We start from the raw sequence: 16333 nt of genomic DNA, 5'->3' as shown, positions 1-16333 counted from the left end.
TCTACTATTTTTTATATGTATGAGTAGGTTTACCCCACTCAAAATTGCTTAATCTTTTTCTTTTAATGATCCTTGCTTAACTTGTGTTTTATTGTAAGCAACAAGTAACAAGCTTCCTAAGATACCAACTGATACGAAATTAATACCAGTTGATACAAAACCTTGTAAGAACACCTTGGTAGCAGGTTCACTGTAGATTAACACATCCCCTAAAGGCGCAATGACACTCCAAGCAATCAGATTAGCAACTAATTGCCAAACATTAAACCCAACCAATTTTTTAGTGGTCAAATCACCATTGGTTAAATTCATCTTCTTTACAGCCCATCCTAAAATAACACCAAATAGCGCATCAGCAATAACCCATGTCCACCAAACAGAACCATAAGAAATTGCGTCATTCAAGGCATGACCGATAAAGGCAACCAACCCACCAACAACTGGGCCGAAAATAGCTGCAAGTAATGACAACCAAGCTTCAGCAACGTTGATTTGGGTATTAGGAATCCCTGTTGGAATAGCAACGAATTTAAATAAAATTAAAAATACAGCGGCTCCAATACCAGTTGCAACAACTGAACGTGTTGATAATCCCTTACGTTGTTTCATAATCTTCTCCTTTATTATAGCCTGACAAATTGATGTAAAAAACGACAATACTACACTATGTTAGCATTGTCGTTTCTCTCATCTTATCTTTATGCTCGATAACCAACATACTAATATGATAGCATCATCGTCAACTTTTATTTCTTAGTAAACTTTACAATACCTTCCCAACGAGCCGTTTGTGGGAACATGTCTATTGATTGAATGTAATCAACTCGATAAACCTTTGCCAAATCAACCAAATCACGAGCTAATGTCGAGGCATTACATGAAACATACACAAACTTTTCTGGTTTAGTAGCCAAAATAGTTTGACGTAATGCACTATCCAACCCTGTACGTGGCGGATCAACAACCAAAGCATCCGCAATCCAACCTTCACTAGCCCACTGAGGAATTAATTCTTCAGCAGCACCAACATAATAAGTCGCATTAGAAACATTATTATCAATAACATTCTCAGTTGCATCATCAATTGATTCAGGTATCGTATCCATACCACGTACTTCACCAGCATGATCAGCTAATGAAATACCAATAGTCCCAACTCCTGAATAAGCATCAATTAACTTATCAGCCTTAGTTAAATCCAAAGCCTTAATTGTTTCCTGATACAAACGTTGTGTTTGTCGTGGATTTAATTGTAGGAAAGCACGCGGTGATAACTTAAAAGTCTTACCATTAATTTCTTCCGTAATGTAATCTTCTCCCCAAATTTGACGAGTATCATCACCCCAAATTAATGAAGAATCACCACGATTAATGTTCTGATGAATTGAAACTACCTCTGGTAGCGCAGCATGAATTCGTGCAATTAATTCGTCAGCTTCAGGTAATGAACGACCATTGGTTACAATCGTCAATTGCACATCACCAGTTGACTCTGAAACACGTGCAATCAATGTTTTAATTGAACCACGGTTTCGGCGTTCATCATAGATTGACAGCTTCATGTCAGCCAAAATATCACGGACAGTGCGCACAACCTTCAATGTAGCCGGATGTTGAGTTGTCATGACTGGCAAATCAATCAATTTATGAGATTGACGTTTGTACATACCAACTGCTAACTTACCATTTACCTCACGTACGGGGAATTGCGCTTTATTTCGATAACCAGTTGGATCATCCATACCGATTGTTGGCAATAATTTGTAGTGAGCATAGCCTGCAGGACGGTACTTTTCCAAAGCCTGGCGAATAACGTCCTGTTTAAACTTCAATTGTCCTTCATATGACAAATGGGCTAGTTCAACACCACCAACTTCTTGATTATCAACTGGTGTCACACGTTGCTTAGACGTTTGCTTAAACTTAAGCACTTTTGCTTCAATAAACTTATTCGTAAAGTTAGTTACTTCAACTTCTACAACTTCCCCTGGTAATGCTCCCGGGATAAATGTAATCTTTCTTTTGTAGTAACCAATTCCTTCACCATTAATACCTAGTCGCTTAATGGTAATCAATAGATGGTCACCAATTTCAACTTTTACTGGTGTTGTATTTTGTTTCTTTGTTCCACGTGAAACATGTTTATTTTTATAATCATGTGTGCGATTCTTTTGTTTATTTTCCATATTTCGTTCTACAATAGCTCTTTCTTTTTTGATTATAATGCATGATGAATGTCTTGGAAATTTTGTTCAATAGCAAATAATGCATCAGCGTTATCTACTAAATTATCCGCAAATTCTTCCGCACGGTCAACATCCGTTTTATAACGCAATTCATGTTCTAGACTTGCCCACATATCCATACCAATCGTTCTGATTTGAATTTCCACCGGAATTGATTCGACATCATGTGCCTTAAAAACTGGTACTCTAACAACCAAATGTAAACTACGGTAGCCGCTTGCTTTAGGATGCTCAATGTAGTCCTTACGTTTAATGACTTCAACATCATCTTGTTGTGATAATAACTTTTCAACTGTATAAATATCATCAATATAGTTAGTAATAACTCGTAATCCAGCAATATCAAAAATATTATTTTTTACAGCCGTTACATTAGGTGACAAATTTTTCTTTTTGATTTTTCCCACTAAACTTTGTGGATCTTTCATGCGACCATCAATATGATGAATTGGATTGTGATTATAATTTAATTCAAACTCCGCATCCAAATTTTCTAACTTAGTTGCAATTTCATTTTGTGCCGATTCATACACTTGGTACATCTGCGCAATTTGTGTTAATTGATTAGCAATCCAACCATATTCACCATCATCACCAATCAGTTGGCGAATTTTCTTAACACTCATTGTATTTCTTCTTAAATTCATCTTTAACATTCCTTATGCATTACATAAATTAATTGCTTTATGCTCCATTATACTGAACTATAAAAATTTTTTCGAAAGTTTTATTTCGCAACATTATTAAAATTCATTTTGTTTCATATAAAAAATCGGAAACTCATAGGAGTTCCCAACTAACTTTATTTTATTACTTAGCTGGAATAGCTGAGACTTTAATATCACCGTCAACAATTTGCTGCTTAGCATCGTTAACAGCTTTCTTTTCGTCATCATTTAGGTTCTTGGTTACAACACCAACGCCGCCTTCTTTTAGACCATAGTAAACAGTCTTACCGCCTGGGAAGTTACCTTTTTGTGCTTGCTTTGTTACTAATTGCAAACCACGGCCAATTCCCGTCAATGATGATGTTAGCGTCAAGTTGTCTTGCTTACCATCTTTAGTCTTGTAGTCACCCATGTTAGTTTGATCTAAATCAACACCGATCACCCAAACCTTATCCTTTGAACCAGATGGCAAAGTAGAACTTTGGTCTTTAGCAGCTTGGAACACACCATTACCAACACCACCAGCGGCTTGGAAGATAACATGTTCACCTTCTGCCATTTTAGCCTTTGTTATTGTTTGTCCTTTAGCTGGATCTGAAAAAGTACCTGCAAAAGTTGCATCTACTTTAATACTTGGATCAACTGATTTCACACCGGCTTGGTAACCAGCCAAGAATGATTCGATAACTGAATTACGCATACCACCAATGAAGCCGACTGTCTTATCACCAACTTCTTGAGCCTTTTTAGCAGCAGCAACACCGACTAAGTATGAAGATTGTTCAGAGTGGAACTTAACGGAAGCGACATTTTTGTATTTCTTATCCGCTTGCTCATCAACCAAAACAAACTTAGTTTTTGGTTGCTTTTGAGAAACTGTTTCAACAGAATCTTTAAACGTATTTCCAATAGCAGCAACCAAATCATATTTAGCAGTAGCAGCTTGCGTTAGTTGTGTATCGTAGTCAGCAACTGTCTTAGGTTGGAAATAATTGTAACCATCTTTACCCTTGGTTAAATTATTAGCTTTACCCCATTTTTGCAAACCACTCCATGCACTTTGGTTAAATCCTTTATCGTTAACGCCATTCGTATCTGATACCATAGCTGCCGTAAATTGGTCCTTAGTAGCTGACTTGCTACCATTCATTGATGCAACACCAATTCCTGCAAGTGCAACCACTACAACACCACCAACAACCATTAGCCGACGTGAAACCATCTTTAAATACCTCCAAGTATTAATCCCTCGACCCAACCACTCACTTAAGAGTTCTTAAAAATATAATAATGTTAATTACTATAGCTGTCTCAAACCGAGAATGCAAGACTATTTTTTAGCCTATTTAACGACAATTTATTGAATGATAAAACCATTAATAAAAATTAGTTTAATATGTGAAAAAATAGGATAATTTTACCAATCCTGCTTATCGTCAAGTACGAACGTTACTATAAAAGTACATTGAAAATTATCATAAACTACGTATAATAGAATTATAAATTAAATGGAGGATATCATGGCCAACACAGATACACACGATAGTATTCTTGTATTGGACTTTGGTTCTCAGTATAATCAACTAATTTCACGACGCATTCGTGAGTTGGGTGTTTATTCTGAACTAAAGCCACACACTATCACCGCAGCTGAAATTAAAGAACTTCAACCTAAAGGCCTAGTCTTTTCGGGTGGTCCTAATTCAGTTTACGCTGATGGTGCTTTTTCTGTTGATCCAGAAATCTTTAATCTAAACATTCCAATCTTAGGTGTTTGCTATGGTATGCAACTTATGGCACATATGTTGCCTGGTGGTGAAGTACTACCTGCTAACAATACATCTGAGTATGGTGAAACTGAGATTAAAGTTTTGGATGCAAACAGCACCCTATTCGCCGACACACCTGAGACACAAACCGTTTTGATGTCACACGGTGATTATGTTGGTACTGTTCCTGAAGGCTTTACTGCAGTTGCTACATCTGATAGCACACCTATTGCTGCGATGGAAAATAAAGAGCGTCAATTATATGGTGTTCAATTCCACACTGAAGTCCGTCATACCGTTTATGGTATGCAGATTTTGGAAAACTTCATCGACAATGCCGTTCACGCTAACCGTGACTGGTCAATGGATGATTTCATTGATGAACAAATCGCAAAGATTCGTGAAACAGTTGGCGACAAGCGTGTTTTGCTTGGACTTTCAGGTGGTGTTGATTCATCAGTTGTTGGTGTCCTATTGCACAAAGCCATCGGTAACCAATTAACATCAATTTTCGTTGACCACGGTCTACTTCGTAAGAACGAAGCAAACGAAGTTATGGCAGCACTTGGTGATAAGTTCGGTCTAAACATCATTAAAGTTGATGCTCAAGACCGTTTCTTGAATAAGCTTGCTGGTGTAACTGACCCTGAAAAGAAGCGTAAAATCATTGGTAATGAATTTATTCGCGTCTTTGACGAAGAAGCTGCTAAGCTTGATGGTATTGACTTCCTTGCTCAAGGAACGTTGTACACTGACGTTATCGAATCAGGTACTGACACGGCTCAAACCATCAAGTCACACCACAACGTTGGTGGATTGCCTGATGACATCCAATTCCAATTAATCGAACCTTTGAATAAATTGTTTAAGGATGAAGTTCGTACACTTGGTGAAAAGCTTGGTATGCCACACGAACTTGTTTGGCGCCAACCATTCCCAGGTCCTGGTCTAGGAATCCGTGTTCTTGGTGAAATCACTGCTGATAAGCTAGAAATCGTTCGCGAATCTGATGCTATCTTGCGTGATGAAATTGCTAAGCAAGGATTAGACGGCGAAGTATGGCAATACTTCACAGTCTTGCCAGGCGTTCGCTCAGTTGGTGTTATGGGAGATGAACGTACTTACGATCACACCATCGCCATTCGTGCCATCACATCTGTTGATGGTATGACAGCTGACTTTGCTAAGCTACCATGGGATGTCTTAGAAGAGATTTCTCGTCGTATCGTAAATGAGACTGCCCACGTTAACCGCGTAGTCTACGATATTACAGCTAAGCCACCTGCAACTGTTGAGTGGGAATAAAACAAATAACTTCTAAAATATTTAGTACCAACAACTAATCTTGTAGATTAGCTGTTGGTATTTTTTTGTTTAATAATTCTATATAAAAAAGCAACCAAATTCATAAAAAACTTAGTTGCTTGATATTTAAGCTATTCAATTAAATTATTTTATTATCAGTACCATGTGACCAATAGATATCCATTTTATAGAAACCGTATTCCTGCGGCAATAAGATACAAAATAATAATGTGGGCTGGATAAAAGATGTAAAAGAAGTACTTCATGCCACGACCTTTTTCCCCGTTATATAATAACAGCGGAATAATAGCAAAAATCATTATCCATTGTGTACTACCACTCAAACCGTATAGTAAAGCAACCACGGCAATACTTAACATTTGTGCCCAACGAATGTTTCGGAAAATATACATCACAGGAATTAGCAAAATCATCAGACCATTCTCCGCCAATATGATAGCTGGACTAAATGCACTAGCAAATAGTAATATCATTTGATTAGCAAATCCAGTTACATCTATAGATAAAAGCGGAATCATAATGAGTGTAAAAATGAACGGGATAGCAAAAATTAAAATCCCAAGTAAGCAATGTTTTACTGCCTGCCCATTTTTCATAGCTGCAAATTGATCAATAGACGCCATAAACAAAGTTCCCACAAAAAGGTCACGGAATATGTTATTCATCAATTGCACCTCATCGAACCCGATAATTCTTTGAGTCGCATTCATTAATAGCGTCATGATCACCATACTAATGTAGAGACGCAGCATGTATGTTTTTTTACTATGTGTATGTGAAAAACCGATAACACTTGTAAAAAAGAAAATAGTTGCGACAGGACGACCGAACCAGTCAATCCATGCCGGCGCACCAAAAGATGCAAACATTTCGTGAAAATGGTCAACTACCATGAGTATAATCCCAATTACTTTTAGATCAAATGTATTCAGTTTTCCAAAACGAGAGGTATTCGCTTGCTCTGGCATAAAACTTCCTCCTATTAATTAATTGCTATCACTAACTTAAATTTGCATAAGCTTTTTTCAAATTTAAATAATAATAAGATTTGATCCAGATGATAGATAATCTCGTTATTGTTTTTAAAAAACTTATCATCAATTGATTAACTTAAATTATTGTAAAACAATAATCTTTTATTGTAAAGCAATAACGTTGTGGAATGAATACACCCTGTAAGTTTCTTTTTCCGTGTCACATAAAGTAATAATTTATATTTTAATATCGTTAACCTCTTGTTAATATCCAGCAAAAATAAAAAACAGCCGACCACTATGAAGTGCCCAATAATTTTTAGATATACAATCTAACGATTATCGGGTATTTTTCTATGACTATAAATATACAACTTTCATTAAAAACAAAAGGCCTGCCTCCGATTGCATACCGGAAACAGGTCTTAGGTAGTTAAGAATTATTTACATGTCTAACTTTTTTATGGCACTTCACTAGAATTATCTAGTAGCAAACTGTCTTTTTATTCTCTAATTTGTCCCTGACCTAATATCACATATTTCGTTGTTGTGAGTTCTTTTAATCCCATTGGTCCACGGGCATGCAACTTTTGCGTTGAAATACCAATTTCAGCACCAAAACCAAATTCAAAACCATCTGTAAAACGTGTTGAAGCATTAACATAAACACAAGCTGCATCAATTTGTTGGGTAAATTGTTGACTGTGCTCATAATTAGTCGTGATGATTGCCTCAGAATGTTTTGTATTATGTTGATTAATGTGATCAATCGCTTCTTCTAACGTATTCACCACTTTAATCGCAATAATATAGTCATTATATTCAGTATCCCAATCTGCTTTCTGAGCTGGTTTTGCTTGGTCACCCAAGATTTGACAAGTTTGCTCATCACCACGAATTTCGACATGCTCATCAGCAAGAGCTTGTGCAACTTGTGGCAAAAATTCAGGTGCAATTGCTGCATTAACTAATAATTTTTCGGTTGCATTGCAGACGGAAGGACGTTGCGTTTTCGCATTAACAATGATGTCTTCGGCCATATGTAAATTAGCCGTTTCATCAACATAAATATGACAATTACCAGCACCCGTTTCAATAACTGGTACCGTTGCATTTTGTACAACCGTCTGAATTAATCGTGATGAACCACGTGGAATTAAAACATCCACATACTGATTCAAGCGCATAAATTGTTGGGCTAGTTCATGTGATGTTTCTGTAATCATCTGAACAGCATCTTGTGGCAAATCAAATTCAGCTAAAACAGCACGCAAAACTGCTGCCATTTTAATATTAGTCTGTAATGCTTCCTTACCACCACGTAAAATTACGGCATTCCCCGACTTAAAGCAAAGAGCTGCTGAATCAACTGTCACATTTGGTCGTGCTTCATAAATAATGCCAACTACGCCCAGCGGTACCCGTTTCTGACTAATTTGTAATCCCGATTCCGTTGTCCAACCACGCTCAACATTACCAATTGGCTCTGGCAAATCAGCCACTTTTCTAACACCATCTGCAATACCTGCAAGCCGATCTGCAGTTAGCGTTAGTCGATCAATAAATTTATCTGCCAAACCTGTTGTATCAGCTAAATCTTCTTGATTGGCTGCCAAAATTTCTGGCGTCTTGTTTATTAAAGCATCAGCCATTGCACGTAAAACTTGATTTTTAGTTGTCGTAGACAATTGTGCTAACACCTGAGATGCTGCTTTTGCCTGCTGACCAATTTTATTTAATAATTCCGTCATCATCCGACTCCTCATTGTTATTTTCCGCAATAAATAACGTACCGATTTCTTCACCATTCATAATATTGAAGATAATTGAAGGATTGGCACCATTCGCTAAAACCATCATTTGGTTGTGGTTTAAAATATTAGCCGCTGCTTTTAACTTCGTTGCCATACCGCCTGTACCAAATACCGTACCCGCACCACCAGCTCTTTTTAATGAATCATCAGTTACTTGGTGTAATTCCTTAATCAATTGCGCATGTGGGTCTTTATGAGGATTGCCGGTATAAAAGCCATCAATATCTGACAACATAATCAACAAATCGGCGTGTGATCGAACCGCCACAATCGCTGATAATTGATCATTATCACCAAAAGTTGTCCGATGATCCAACTCATCAACTGCCACCGTATCATTTTCATTAACGACGGGGATAACCCCCCAATCTAGTAATTGTTCAATTGTATTATGAACATATTCACGACTTTGTGGATAATCGAGAACGTCATGTGTCAACAACACCTGACTGATTTTTTGACCGTAAGTAGCAAAACGCTGTTGATATACCGTCATCAACTCACTCTGCCCAATCGAAGCTAATGCTTGCTGCTTGGTAATTTCTTCCGGTCGAGTTGTCAATCCTAGTTGACCCATACCCGCTCCAATAGCACCTGAACTAACTAAAATAACTTGCTTACCCTCATTAACTAAGCCAGTTAAGGTATAGCTCAATTGATCAATTGCCTGTAAATTCAATTTACCATTTGAATGCATTAAAGAACTTGTACCAATTTTTACAACAACACGCGAAACATTTCCCATGCGACGACTCGACTTCATGCGAATTGCCTCCATTTTCATTAAGTTTTATCATAATTCTACAATAATAAATGAAAATAAAATAGCTATAAATAAATCTCTACATGTTACGTTACCTAACACATTTTGACCGAGCATTATTGCTTCGCGTTATAATAATTCTAAATTTAAAGGCGAAAGGATTGATAGCACATGAATTTAGAAACGTTGGTAACAGAACATCCCCAAATCAAAGATTTAATCAATCAACAACCAATCTTTTGGCGCAATCCAGACTATGCTCAGAAAGCTGAGCTGCCTTTTTCAAAAGCCGATATTTTTGATGCTGTCGCTCGCCTCGAACGCTTTGCCCCATACCTAGCGAAGGTTTTCCCAGAGACAGCTGCGACAAACGGCATCATCGAATCCCCCCTAATTTCATTAAATGAAATGCAAAAAACTTGGGAACAACAAAACCAACAAGATCTTGCTGGTAGTCTATATTTAAAAGCCGATAATGCACTGCCAATTTCAGGTTCAATTAAATCACGTGGTGGCATCTATGAAGTACTGAAATTTGCCGAAAAAATTGCAATTACGCATGGTAACTTAGCTTACATGGATGATTATAGTATCTTAGCTTCCGCTGAATTCCGCCAATTATTTTCTGATTATAGTGTGATTGTTGCTTCAACTGGTAACCTTGCATTAAGCGTTGGCATCGTCGCCGCCACATTCGGCTTTAAAACCACAGTCTATATGTCTCATGATGCACGGCAATGGAAAAAAGATAAGTTACGTGAAAACGGCGTGACCGTCAAAGAATTTAACACAAATTTTTCATCCGTCATGCCAAAAGCGCGAGCTGCTGCCGCAGCAGACCCCAACTGCCATTTCGTCGACGATGAAGGCTCTAACGACTTGTTCTTAGGTTACGCTGTTGCGGCCGTACGTCTACAAAAACAACTAAAAGATCAGCAGATTAAGGTTGATCAAGAGCATCCCGTTATCGTTTATTTACCAGCTGGCGTTGGTGGTAGTCCAAGCGGTGTTACTTTTGGGTTAAAAACCATCTTAGGTCCAAACGTGCACGCTATTTTCTGCGAACCAACACACGTGCCATCAGTCACACTTGGTATGATGACACAATTAAATAATCGTATTTCAGTTTACGACATTGGTTTAGATGGTCTGACCGCTGCTGACGGTCTCGCTGTTGGTCGGCCATCACGTTTAGCTGGTAAAATCATGCGTACACTGCTATTTGGTAGTGTTACCTTCCCAGACAACGATATTTATCGCTATGTTGCGCAGTTACAAGACACGCAAGGTATTACCGTTGAACCTTCAGCTGCTGCTGGATTTACAGGTATTGCACCAACCATCAAAAATATGCCTGCATTTAATTCTAATCATGCTACCCACATTGTCTGGGCAACCGGTGGTAGCATGATGCCACAAAGCGAACGTGAAGCAAATTACGCTAAAGGAAAGGAATTAATGATTGCTCCTTTAATTCATGCATAACATCATTAAGGCTTCAGACTTTTGGTACGCATTTATGCTATAAAGCTTACAGACTTATAATTAATACATTTAAAAAAAGACGTTGAGACATTTTCTTTTGTCCCAACGTCTTTTCTTTTATCGTTGTTTTATATAAAATTTTTTAGTTCAAAAGGGCTATCGGCTAATATACCACTAAGCCTCTTTCTTAATTCGAATCATATTCCAAGAAAGTGGTTCTAATGTTGCACTAACTTGATTACCAGAAACAGTCACATCTTCTAGCATTTGCAAATCCATCGACTGATCTTCATTCGTTTGGTGAATATCATAACCTGCAAATTGCGTAGCTGCGACAACAGGTCCTAATTCCGCATTATCAATATTTAGTTTAAAATCCATCTGTTCTTGGGCTTTATTAACAATAAATACCACAATTTCTGCTGTGTCAGGATTATAAACTGCTATGGAATCAATATAAGGAACCTGATAATCTTTAGCTTGGTACGTTGATACCGTTTGATTAGGTGTCAATACGACTCCTTGACCATAATTTGATACCTGCATAAATGGATAGAATATGGTTTGATACCAAACACCATCTTCATTAGTCATAATTGGTGCAATTACATTAACAAGTTGTGCTAAACATCCAATTTTAACTCGATCTGCATGGCGCATTAGCGAAATTGCTAAACTGCCTAGTAACAAAGCATCTTCAAAGTCATAATGATCTTCTAACAAGTGTGGTGCTTGTCCCCAAGGCTCACTTTCATCATCTGCACCCACTGAATGATACCAAACGTTCCATTCATCAAATGCTAAATTAATCTGTTTATCACTATGCTTACGTGCTTTAACAGCGTCACAAATAGCAACGACTTCTGAAATGAAATTATCAAAATCAACTGATTTACCTAAAAATTCTGCTAAGTTGTCTTCATAATTATCATAATACTGATGCAACGATAGGTAATCAACATCGTCATAAGCGTGTTCTAGCACTGTTTCTTCCCAATCACCGTATGTTTCGTTTTGATGATTAGAACTACCACAAGCGACTAATTCAACGCTATCGTCGACTAAACGCATAACTTTGGCCGTTTCATGGACCAAGCGCCCATATTCATGTGCTGTTTGATGGCCAATTTGCCAATCACCATCCTTCTCATTACCAACCGACCAAAGCTTAATATCAAAGGGTTCTTCTGCCCCATTTTGGCGTCTTAAATCACTCCAATAAGTCCCTTTAGGAAAATTACAATATTCAACTAAATTACGTGCTTCATCGATGCCACGTGTTCCAAGATTAACCGCCATATCGGGTGCTGCATTAACCTTTTTGCACCAGTCCATAAATTCATGAAGTCCAAACTGATTTGTCTCAATGCTACGCCAAGCTAAATCAAGTCTAACCGGACGTTGATCTTTAGGTCCTATGCCATCTTGCCAATTATAACCCGAAACAAAGTTACCACCCGGGTAACGAATTACCGGTACATTAAGTTTCTTTACGGCATCAATAACGTCTTTACGGAAGCCATTTTCATCAGCCGTCTCATGATCTGGTTGATAGATACCTTCGTAAACACTGCGACCAACATGTTCTATAAATGACCCCCATAATCTAGGGTCAATTTTAGAAATTTGATCATTCACATTTACTGATAATGTTGCTTTCATTATAAAATATTCCCCCTTTTAGATTGACGGTCGTCATTCATTTGCGACGGTGCCACCACCATCATTATCCTTGGTTGCCGTTAAACTATGACCTTTTTCAAGGAAGATAGCAGCAATTAACGTAATGACGAAAACAATACCACCCAAAATTAGATACGTGTGTTGGTAACCAATAACATCATACATTGAACCGGCAGCTGAAGAGAAGATAAATACAGAAATTTGCTTAGCAAAGTTTGAAGCCAATGCATAAACTGTTGCATACAAACGAATATCAAATGCTTCAGAAATATACTTCATAATTGAAACAAGCAATAGTGGCATTTCAAGACCTGCTAACAAACGGAAGAACACAATCCAAATCCATGAAGGTGATAGTGCAGATCCAAGGATTCGTAGGCAAGTTAGGAAACCATAAATAATCAATCCATTACGTGCACCAATCTTGTTAATAATATATGGCATTGGAATCATCAAAACCAATTCTAATGCTGTTTGCGCAGAACCCATATATGAATAAACCATTGTTCCTTGCGCATCGGTTTCAAAGAATGACTTGAAGAAAACGATAAACTGTTGATCGAACACATCAAACAAAGCTGAAGCACCCATGTAAAATAGGGCTAAAATCCAAAAGTTACGTAACTTAAAGATTGAAAAGATATCTTTCTTTGTCATCTTTTCATCTTTATTGTCTCCCATAACGGCTGCTGCATTTTTAAAATTAATTTTAGTTGAGAATATCAACAATAGTGTCAAGAACACTGCCGCTGCTGAAGTAGCCCACCAAATTGCATTTGGCTCCCACAAGAACAGACGTCCAGCAACAATGGCAGCAATAACTCCCGCAACAGATCCACCCATACGAGCATGACCATATTCAAACTTATTTGCTATTGAAGCACGTTCAACATATTGCTCAATTACTGAAACACCACCGTTTAAGATAAATGCTAAGAAAACACCTGTAACAACTGAAACCAAAATTGGACTAACATTGAAAATCGGCATAAATAGCCATTGGAAATATGGTCCAGTTAAAATAGCTGCAATCGAAATTGTTAGTAGTAGGTTCTTTCTGAAGACAAGCTTATCAGAAACCACCCCAAATATTGGTTGGAATATTAATGACATACCTGCCATCAATGAAAAAATAATTCCTGCCTGTGAACCAGTAACGTGAGCAACCTTTTCTAACCATAATGTTAGGAATCCATATGTAATTGCCCAAACAAAGAAATAACTAAATTCTGAAAGTGCAAATCCCCAAAAGTGACGACTTTCCTTTACCATGTTACTCATCTTATGACCCCCCTGTCATACACTAATCAAATGAAAACGGCGTTGGCTTACCAAACACTGGAAAACCTTCATCATCCCAAGAAAATGGTTGAACCATAGTATGACGATTTGGATCATATAATGGATCGCCTTTAATATCTAAATAATTACGCACGTGATATACAAGTAAATCAGTTGTGTCATCTTCCGAAACCGTGAATGAATTATGTCCTGGACCATATAGTCCATTCTCCATATCTGATTGGAAGATTGCATGATCAAGTTTATGCCAGTTATCAACATTCAAAACATCTTCATGTTCATCAATCCATAACATTCCCATCGCATAATTTTCATCAGTCGCTGAACCAGAAAAAGTAATAAAAATCTTACCGTTGCGCTTTAATACCGCAGGTCCTTCATTAACAGAGAAAACCTTAGTTTCCCAATCAAATTCAGGTTTAGATAACATAACAGGGTCTGTTTTCAACGTCCAAGGATTAACCATTTCAGCGATGTACAAGTTAGAATTTCCTTTAATCGCCTTATCCTTTTGCGCCCAAACATAATATAGTTTATCGTTATGTTCGAACACTGTTGCATCTAGACAGAACGTATCTTTATCCGTTAAGACTTGTCCTTTTTCAGTCCAAACTTCCTCCCCAATCATTGGGTCATTACTATCGCATTCTATACAATACATCCGATGTGTAAACATTCCTTGATCATCGAACTCTGTTGTATCGGTTGCTGCAAAATAGATATACCACTTATCATTAATATAATGAATTTCGGGCGCCCAGATTAATTGACTCATTTCACCACTATCATGTTTACGCCAAATTGTTCTTGGCATAGCATGAGCCAAACCATTTATGGTTTTCGCCCGGCGAATTTCAATTAAATTATAAGCTGGCACAGATGCTGTAAAATAATAGTAACCATCTGTGTGTTTATAAATATAAGGATCCGCTCGTTGAATAATTAGCGGATTAATATACTTGCTAGTCATTTTTGTACCACCTTTTTAATCTTGTGATTTACTTTTCAACAATTACATTCTAAATCAGAACGTAAGCGCTTACAACACTTTTTTATTAATTTAACTTGACTTTTTATTGAACGATAAACATATACGTTAATCGTTTTAGGGGAAATTAGTCCTAACGTTTATCAAAAACAACAATTATGTTATTATTAAATATAATAAAAACCTTTTAGTTATCTTAGGAGACCTTATTATGCAGCTAGATATATCCGATAATTCTTTACCCGTTTACAAGGCATTAGCCAATCCACTACGTTTAAAAATCATTCAAATTTTGTCCCACAATAAATTAAATGTAAAAGATATTGCTAGTGAGCTAAACGTCAGCAATACCATCACATTAAAGCATTTACAAATTTTAGCGGATGCCGGTATTATTGCGTTTGAAAAAAGTGGACACAATAAAATATCAGCTTTAAAAGTTGATAATATTTATGTCCGCTTCCCTGAACGTATTTATCCCTCTTTTGACGTTCATGAAACCAACATACCTGTTGGACATTACACAGAATTTTCTGTAGAACCATCTTGTGGTCTAGCCGGACCAAATGATTACATTGGTAAAGTCGACAATCCCGCCTACTTTATGGATCCAAAGCGTATTCAGGCTGGCATGATTTGGTTTTCAAACGGTTTTATCGAATACCAATCACCCAATTACTTAGCACAGAACGAGCATCTTGAAATGCTAGATATTTCCGTAGAATTAGGTTCCGAATTTCCATTTTCAAATAATGTCTGGCCTTCAGACATTACTTTTTATGTAAATGATGTCGAAATTGGTACTTGGACTAGTGAAGGTGACTTTTCTGATACTCGTGGTAAATACACACCAGACTGGGTTCCTGATAACGTTAATCAATATGGTACCCAAAAAATTCTTCGTATTACCGACCACGGAACTTATTTAGATGGACAACCATTTACACCTATTTCCTTATCAGACATTGATATTTCTAGCCAAACGTTTAAGATACGCTTTGCTATTAAAAATGATGCGGCTAATCAAGGTGGCTGCACAATATTTGGTAAAGGATTTGGTAACTATGACCAAGACATTAATCTAAAAATGTTCTATAGCTAATAGCAAACTAAAAGGACCATCAAAACGATACGTTTTGATGGTCCTTAACTATATACTAAAATTTTTTCTTCAAATAATTAAACAAGTCTACAAATGCTGATGCGACCACGCTAATGATAAATGACTCTGTTGTTGTTTCCCAAAGATCCTTAACGAACTGTTTAACCTTACCTAATAATTTTTTCATACGTTTATTAAATCATAGATAGATTA

At 37.1% G+C, this 16333-nt stretch carries 14 protein-coding genes; 3 read left to right on the top strand and 11 right to left on the bottom strand.

Going from position 1 to position 16333, the window contains the following annotated elements; translation table 11 throughout:
• Positions 1 to 48: 48 nt before the first annotated feature.
• From GA0061074_RS02720 to GA0061074_RS02705, 4 genes are all read right to left on the bottom strand, one after another.
• Positions 49 to 609 (bottom strand): ECF-type riboflavin transporter substrate-binding protein, encoded by a 561-nt coding sequence (locus GA0061074_RS02720; RefSeq protein ID WP_092461612.1) that lies wholly within the window; start codon positions 607 to 609, stop codon positions 49 to 51.
• A gap of 137 nt (positions 610 to 746) precedes the next feature.
• The gene (rlmD, locus tag GA0061074_RS02715) at positions 747 to 2186 is read right to left on the bottom strand and encodes a 23S rRNA (uracil(1939)-C(5))-methyltransferase RlmD (protein ID WP_092461610.1); all 1440 of its coding nucleotides are present in this window, start codon (positions 2184 to 2186) and stop codon (positions 747 to 749) included.
• A gap of 32 nt (positions 2187 to 2218) precedes the next feature.
• Positions 2219 to 2893, bottom strand: coding sequence for a GTP pyrophosphokinase (locus tag GA0061074_RS02710; protein ID WP_092461609.1), 675 nt, complete (start codon positions 2891 to 2893; stop codon positions 2219 to 2221).
• A gap of 163 nt (positions 2894 to 3056) precedes the next feature.
• On the bottom strand, positions 3057 to 4136 hold the full coding sequence (locus tag GA0061074_RS02705; RefSeq protein ID WP_092461607.1) for a BMP family lipoprotein: 1080 nt from the start codon (positions 4134 to 4136) through the stop codon (positions 3057 to 3059).
• A gap of 298 nt (positions 4137 to 4434) precedes the next feature.
• On the opposite strand from GA0061074_RS02705, the gene guaA reads away from it, so the two are divergent.
• Positions 4435 to 5988, top strand: coding sequence for a glutamine-hydrolyzing GMP synthase (guaA, locus tag GA0061074_RS02700; RefSeq protein ID WP_092461605.1), 1554 nt, complete (start codon positions 4435 to 4437; stop codon positions 5986 to 5988).
• A gap of 185 nt (positions 5989 to 6173) precedes the next feature.
• Here the strand turns inward: guaA and GA0061074_RS02695 are convergent, their stop codons facing one another.
• The 3 genes from GA0061074_RS02695 to proB form a co-directional block, all read right to left on the bottom strand.
• The gene (locus GA0061074_RS02695) at positions 6174 to 6977 is read right to left on the bottom strand and encodes a TraX family protein (protein ID WP_092461603.1); all 804 of its coding nucleotides are present in this window, start codon (positions 6975 to 6977) and stop codon (positions 6174 to 6176) included.
• A 509-nt stretch (positions 6978 to 7486) separates the two neighbouring features.
• Positions 7487 to 8734 carry a glutamate-5-semialdehyde dehydrogenase gene (locus tag GA0061074_RS02690; protein WP_092461601.1) on the bottom strand — a complete coding sequence of 416 codons (1248 nt, stop codon included), beginning with the start codon at positions 8732 to 8734 and terminating at the stop codon, positions 7487 to 7489.
• A complete protein-coding gene (proB, locus tag GA0061074_RS02685; protein WP_092461599.1) occupies positions 8715 to 9560 on the bottom strand; it encodes a glutamate 5-kinase in 846 nt (281 codons plus the stop codon). Before proB ends, GA0061074_RS02690 begins: the two co-directional genes overlap by 20 nt.
• Positions 9561 to 9731: 171 nt before the next feature.
• Between proB and GA0061074_RS02680 the strand changes: the two genes are divergently transcribed.
• Complete coding sequence (locus GA0061074_RS02680) at positions 9732 to 11045, top strand: D-serine ammonia-lyase (RefSeq protein WP_092461597.1); 1314 nt, start codon at positions 9732 to 9734, stop codon at positions 11043 to 11045.
• A 174-nt stretch (positions 11046 to 11219) separates the two neighbouring features.
• Here GA0061074_RS02680 and arfA read toward each other — a convergent pair whose 3' ends face one another.
• The 3 genes from arfA to GA0061074_RS02665 are packed head-to-tail and all read right to left on the bottom strand — an operon-like array spanning position 11220 to position 15000.
• Positions 11220 to 12707, bottom strand: a complete 1488-nt coding sequence (gene arfA, locus GA0061074_RS02675) for an arabinosylfuranosidase ArfA (RefSeq protein ID WP_092461595.1) — start codon at positions 12705 to 12707, stop codon at positions 11220 to 11222.
• Positions 12708 to 12740: 33 nt separating this feature from the next.
• Positions 12741 to 14009 carry an oligosaccharide MFS transporter gene (locus tag GA0061074_RS02670; protein WP_092461592.1) on the bottom strand — a complete coding sequence of 423 codons (1269 nt, stop codon included), beginning with the start codon at positions 14007 to 14009 and terminating at the stop codon, positions 12741 to 12743.
• A 22-nt stretch (positions 14010 to 14031) separates the two neighbouring features.
• Complete coding sequence (locus GA0061074_RS02665; RefSeq protein WP_092461590.1) at positions 14032 to 15000, bottom strand: glycoside hydrolase family 43 protein; 969 nt, start codon at positions 14998 to 15000, stop codon at positions 14032 to 14034.
• Between the two features lie 229 nt (positions 15001 to 15229).
• Between GA0061074_RS02665 and GA0061074_RS02660 the strand changes: the two genes are divergently transcribed.
• The gene (locus GA0061074_RS02660; protein ID WP_092461588.1) at positions 15230 to 16120 is read left to right on the top strand and encodes an ArsR/SmtB family transcription factor; all 891 of its coding nucleotides are present in this window, start codon (positions 15230 to 15232) and stop codon (positions 16118 to 16120) included.
• Between the two features lie 55 nt (positions 16121 to 16175).
• Here the strand turns inward: GA0061074_RS02660 and GA0061074_RS09285 are convergent, their stop codons facing one another.
• Positions 16176 to 16307 (bottom strand): hypothetical protein, encoded by a 132-nt coding sequence (locus GA0061074_RS09285; protein ID WP_275668779.1) that lies wholly within the window; start codon positions 16305 to 16307, stop codon positions 16176 to 16178.
• Positions 16308 to 16333: the final 26 nt, after the last annotated feature.

The organism is Weissella bombi (assembly GCF_900094835.1).
GTDB classification, from domain to species: Bacteria; Bacillota; Bacilli; order Lactobacillales; family Lactobacillaceae; genus Weissella; species Weissella bombi.
This window is presented reverse-complemented; position numbering and strand designations above follow the sequence as displayed.

Bases quoted from the DNA above. Each gene is read 5' to 3' on its own strand.
- rlmD (WP_092461610.1), bottom strand. From the start codon at position 2,186: ATGGAAAATAAACAAAAGAATCGCACACATGATTATAAAAATAAACAT.
- arfA (WP_092461595.1), bottom strand. From the start codon at position 12,707: ATGAAAGCAACATTATCAGTAAATGTGAATGATCAAATTTCTAAAATT.
- GA0061074_RS02660 (WP_092461588.1), top strand. From the start codon at position 15,230: ATGCAGCTAGATATATCCGATAATTCTTTACCCGTTTACAAGGCATTA.
- GA0061074_RS09285 (WP_275668779.1), bottom strand. From the start codon at position 16,307: ATGAAAAAATTATTAGGTAAGGTTAAACAGTTCGTTAAGGATCTTTGG.
- GA0061074_RS02720 (WP_092461612.1), bottom strand. From the start codon at position 609: ATGAAACAACGTAAGGGATTATCAACACGTTCAGTTGTTGCAACTGGT.
- GA0061074_RS02665 (WP_092461590.1), bottom strand. From the start codon at position 15,000: ATGACTAGCAAGTATATTAATCCGCTAATTATTCAACGAGCGGATCCT.
- guaA (WP_092461605.1), top strand. From the start codon at position 4,435: ATGGCCAACACAGATACACACGATAGTATTCTTGTATTGGACTTTGGT.
- GA0061074_RS02710 (WP_092461609.1), bottom strand. From the start codon at position 2,893: ATGAATTTAAGAAGAAATACAATGAGTGTTAAGAAAATTCGCCAACTG.
- GA0061074_RS02670 (WP_092461592.1), bottom strand. From the start codon at position 14,009: ATGAGTAACATGGTAAAGGAAAGTCGTCACTTTTGGGGATTTGCACTT.
- proB (WP_092461599.1), bottom strand. From the start codon at position 9,560: ATGAAGTCGAGTCGTCGCATGGGAAATGTTTCGCGTGTTGTTGTAAAA.
- GA0061074_RS02705 (WP_092461607.1), bottom strand. From the start codon at position 4,136: ATGGTTTCACGTCGGCTAATGGTTGTTGGTGGTGTTGTAGTGGTTGCA.
- GA0061074_RS02695 (WP_092461603.1), bottom strand. From the start codon at position 6,977: ATGCCAGAGCAAGCGAATACCTCTCGTTTTGGAAAACTGAATACATTT.
- GA0061074_RS02690 (WP_092461601.1), bottom strand. From the start codon at position 8,734: ATGACGGAATTATTAAATAAAATTGGTCAGCAGGCAAAAGCAGCATCT.
- GA0061074_RS02680 (WP_092461597.1), top strand. From the start codon at position 9,732: ATGAATTTAGAAACGTTGGTAACAGAACATCCCCAAATCAAAGATTTA.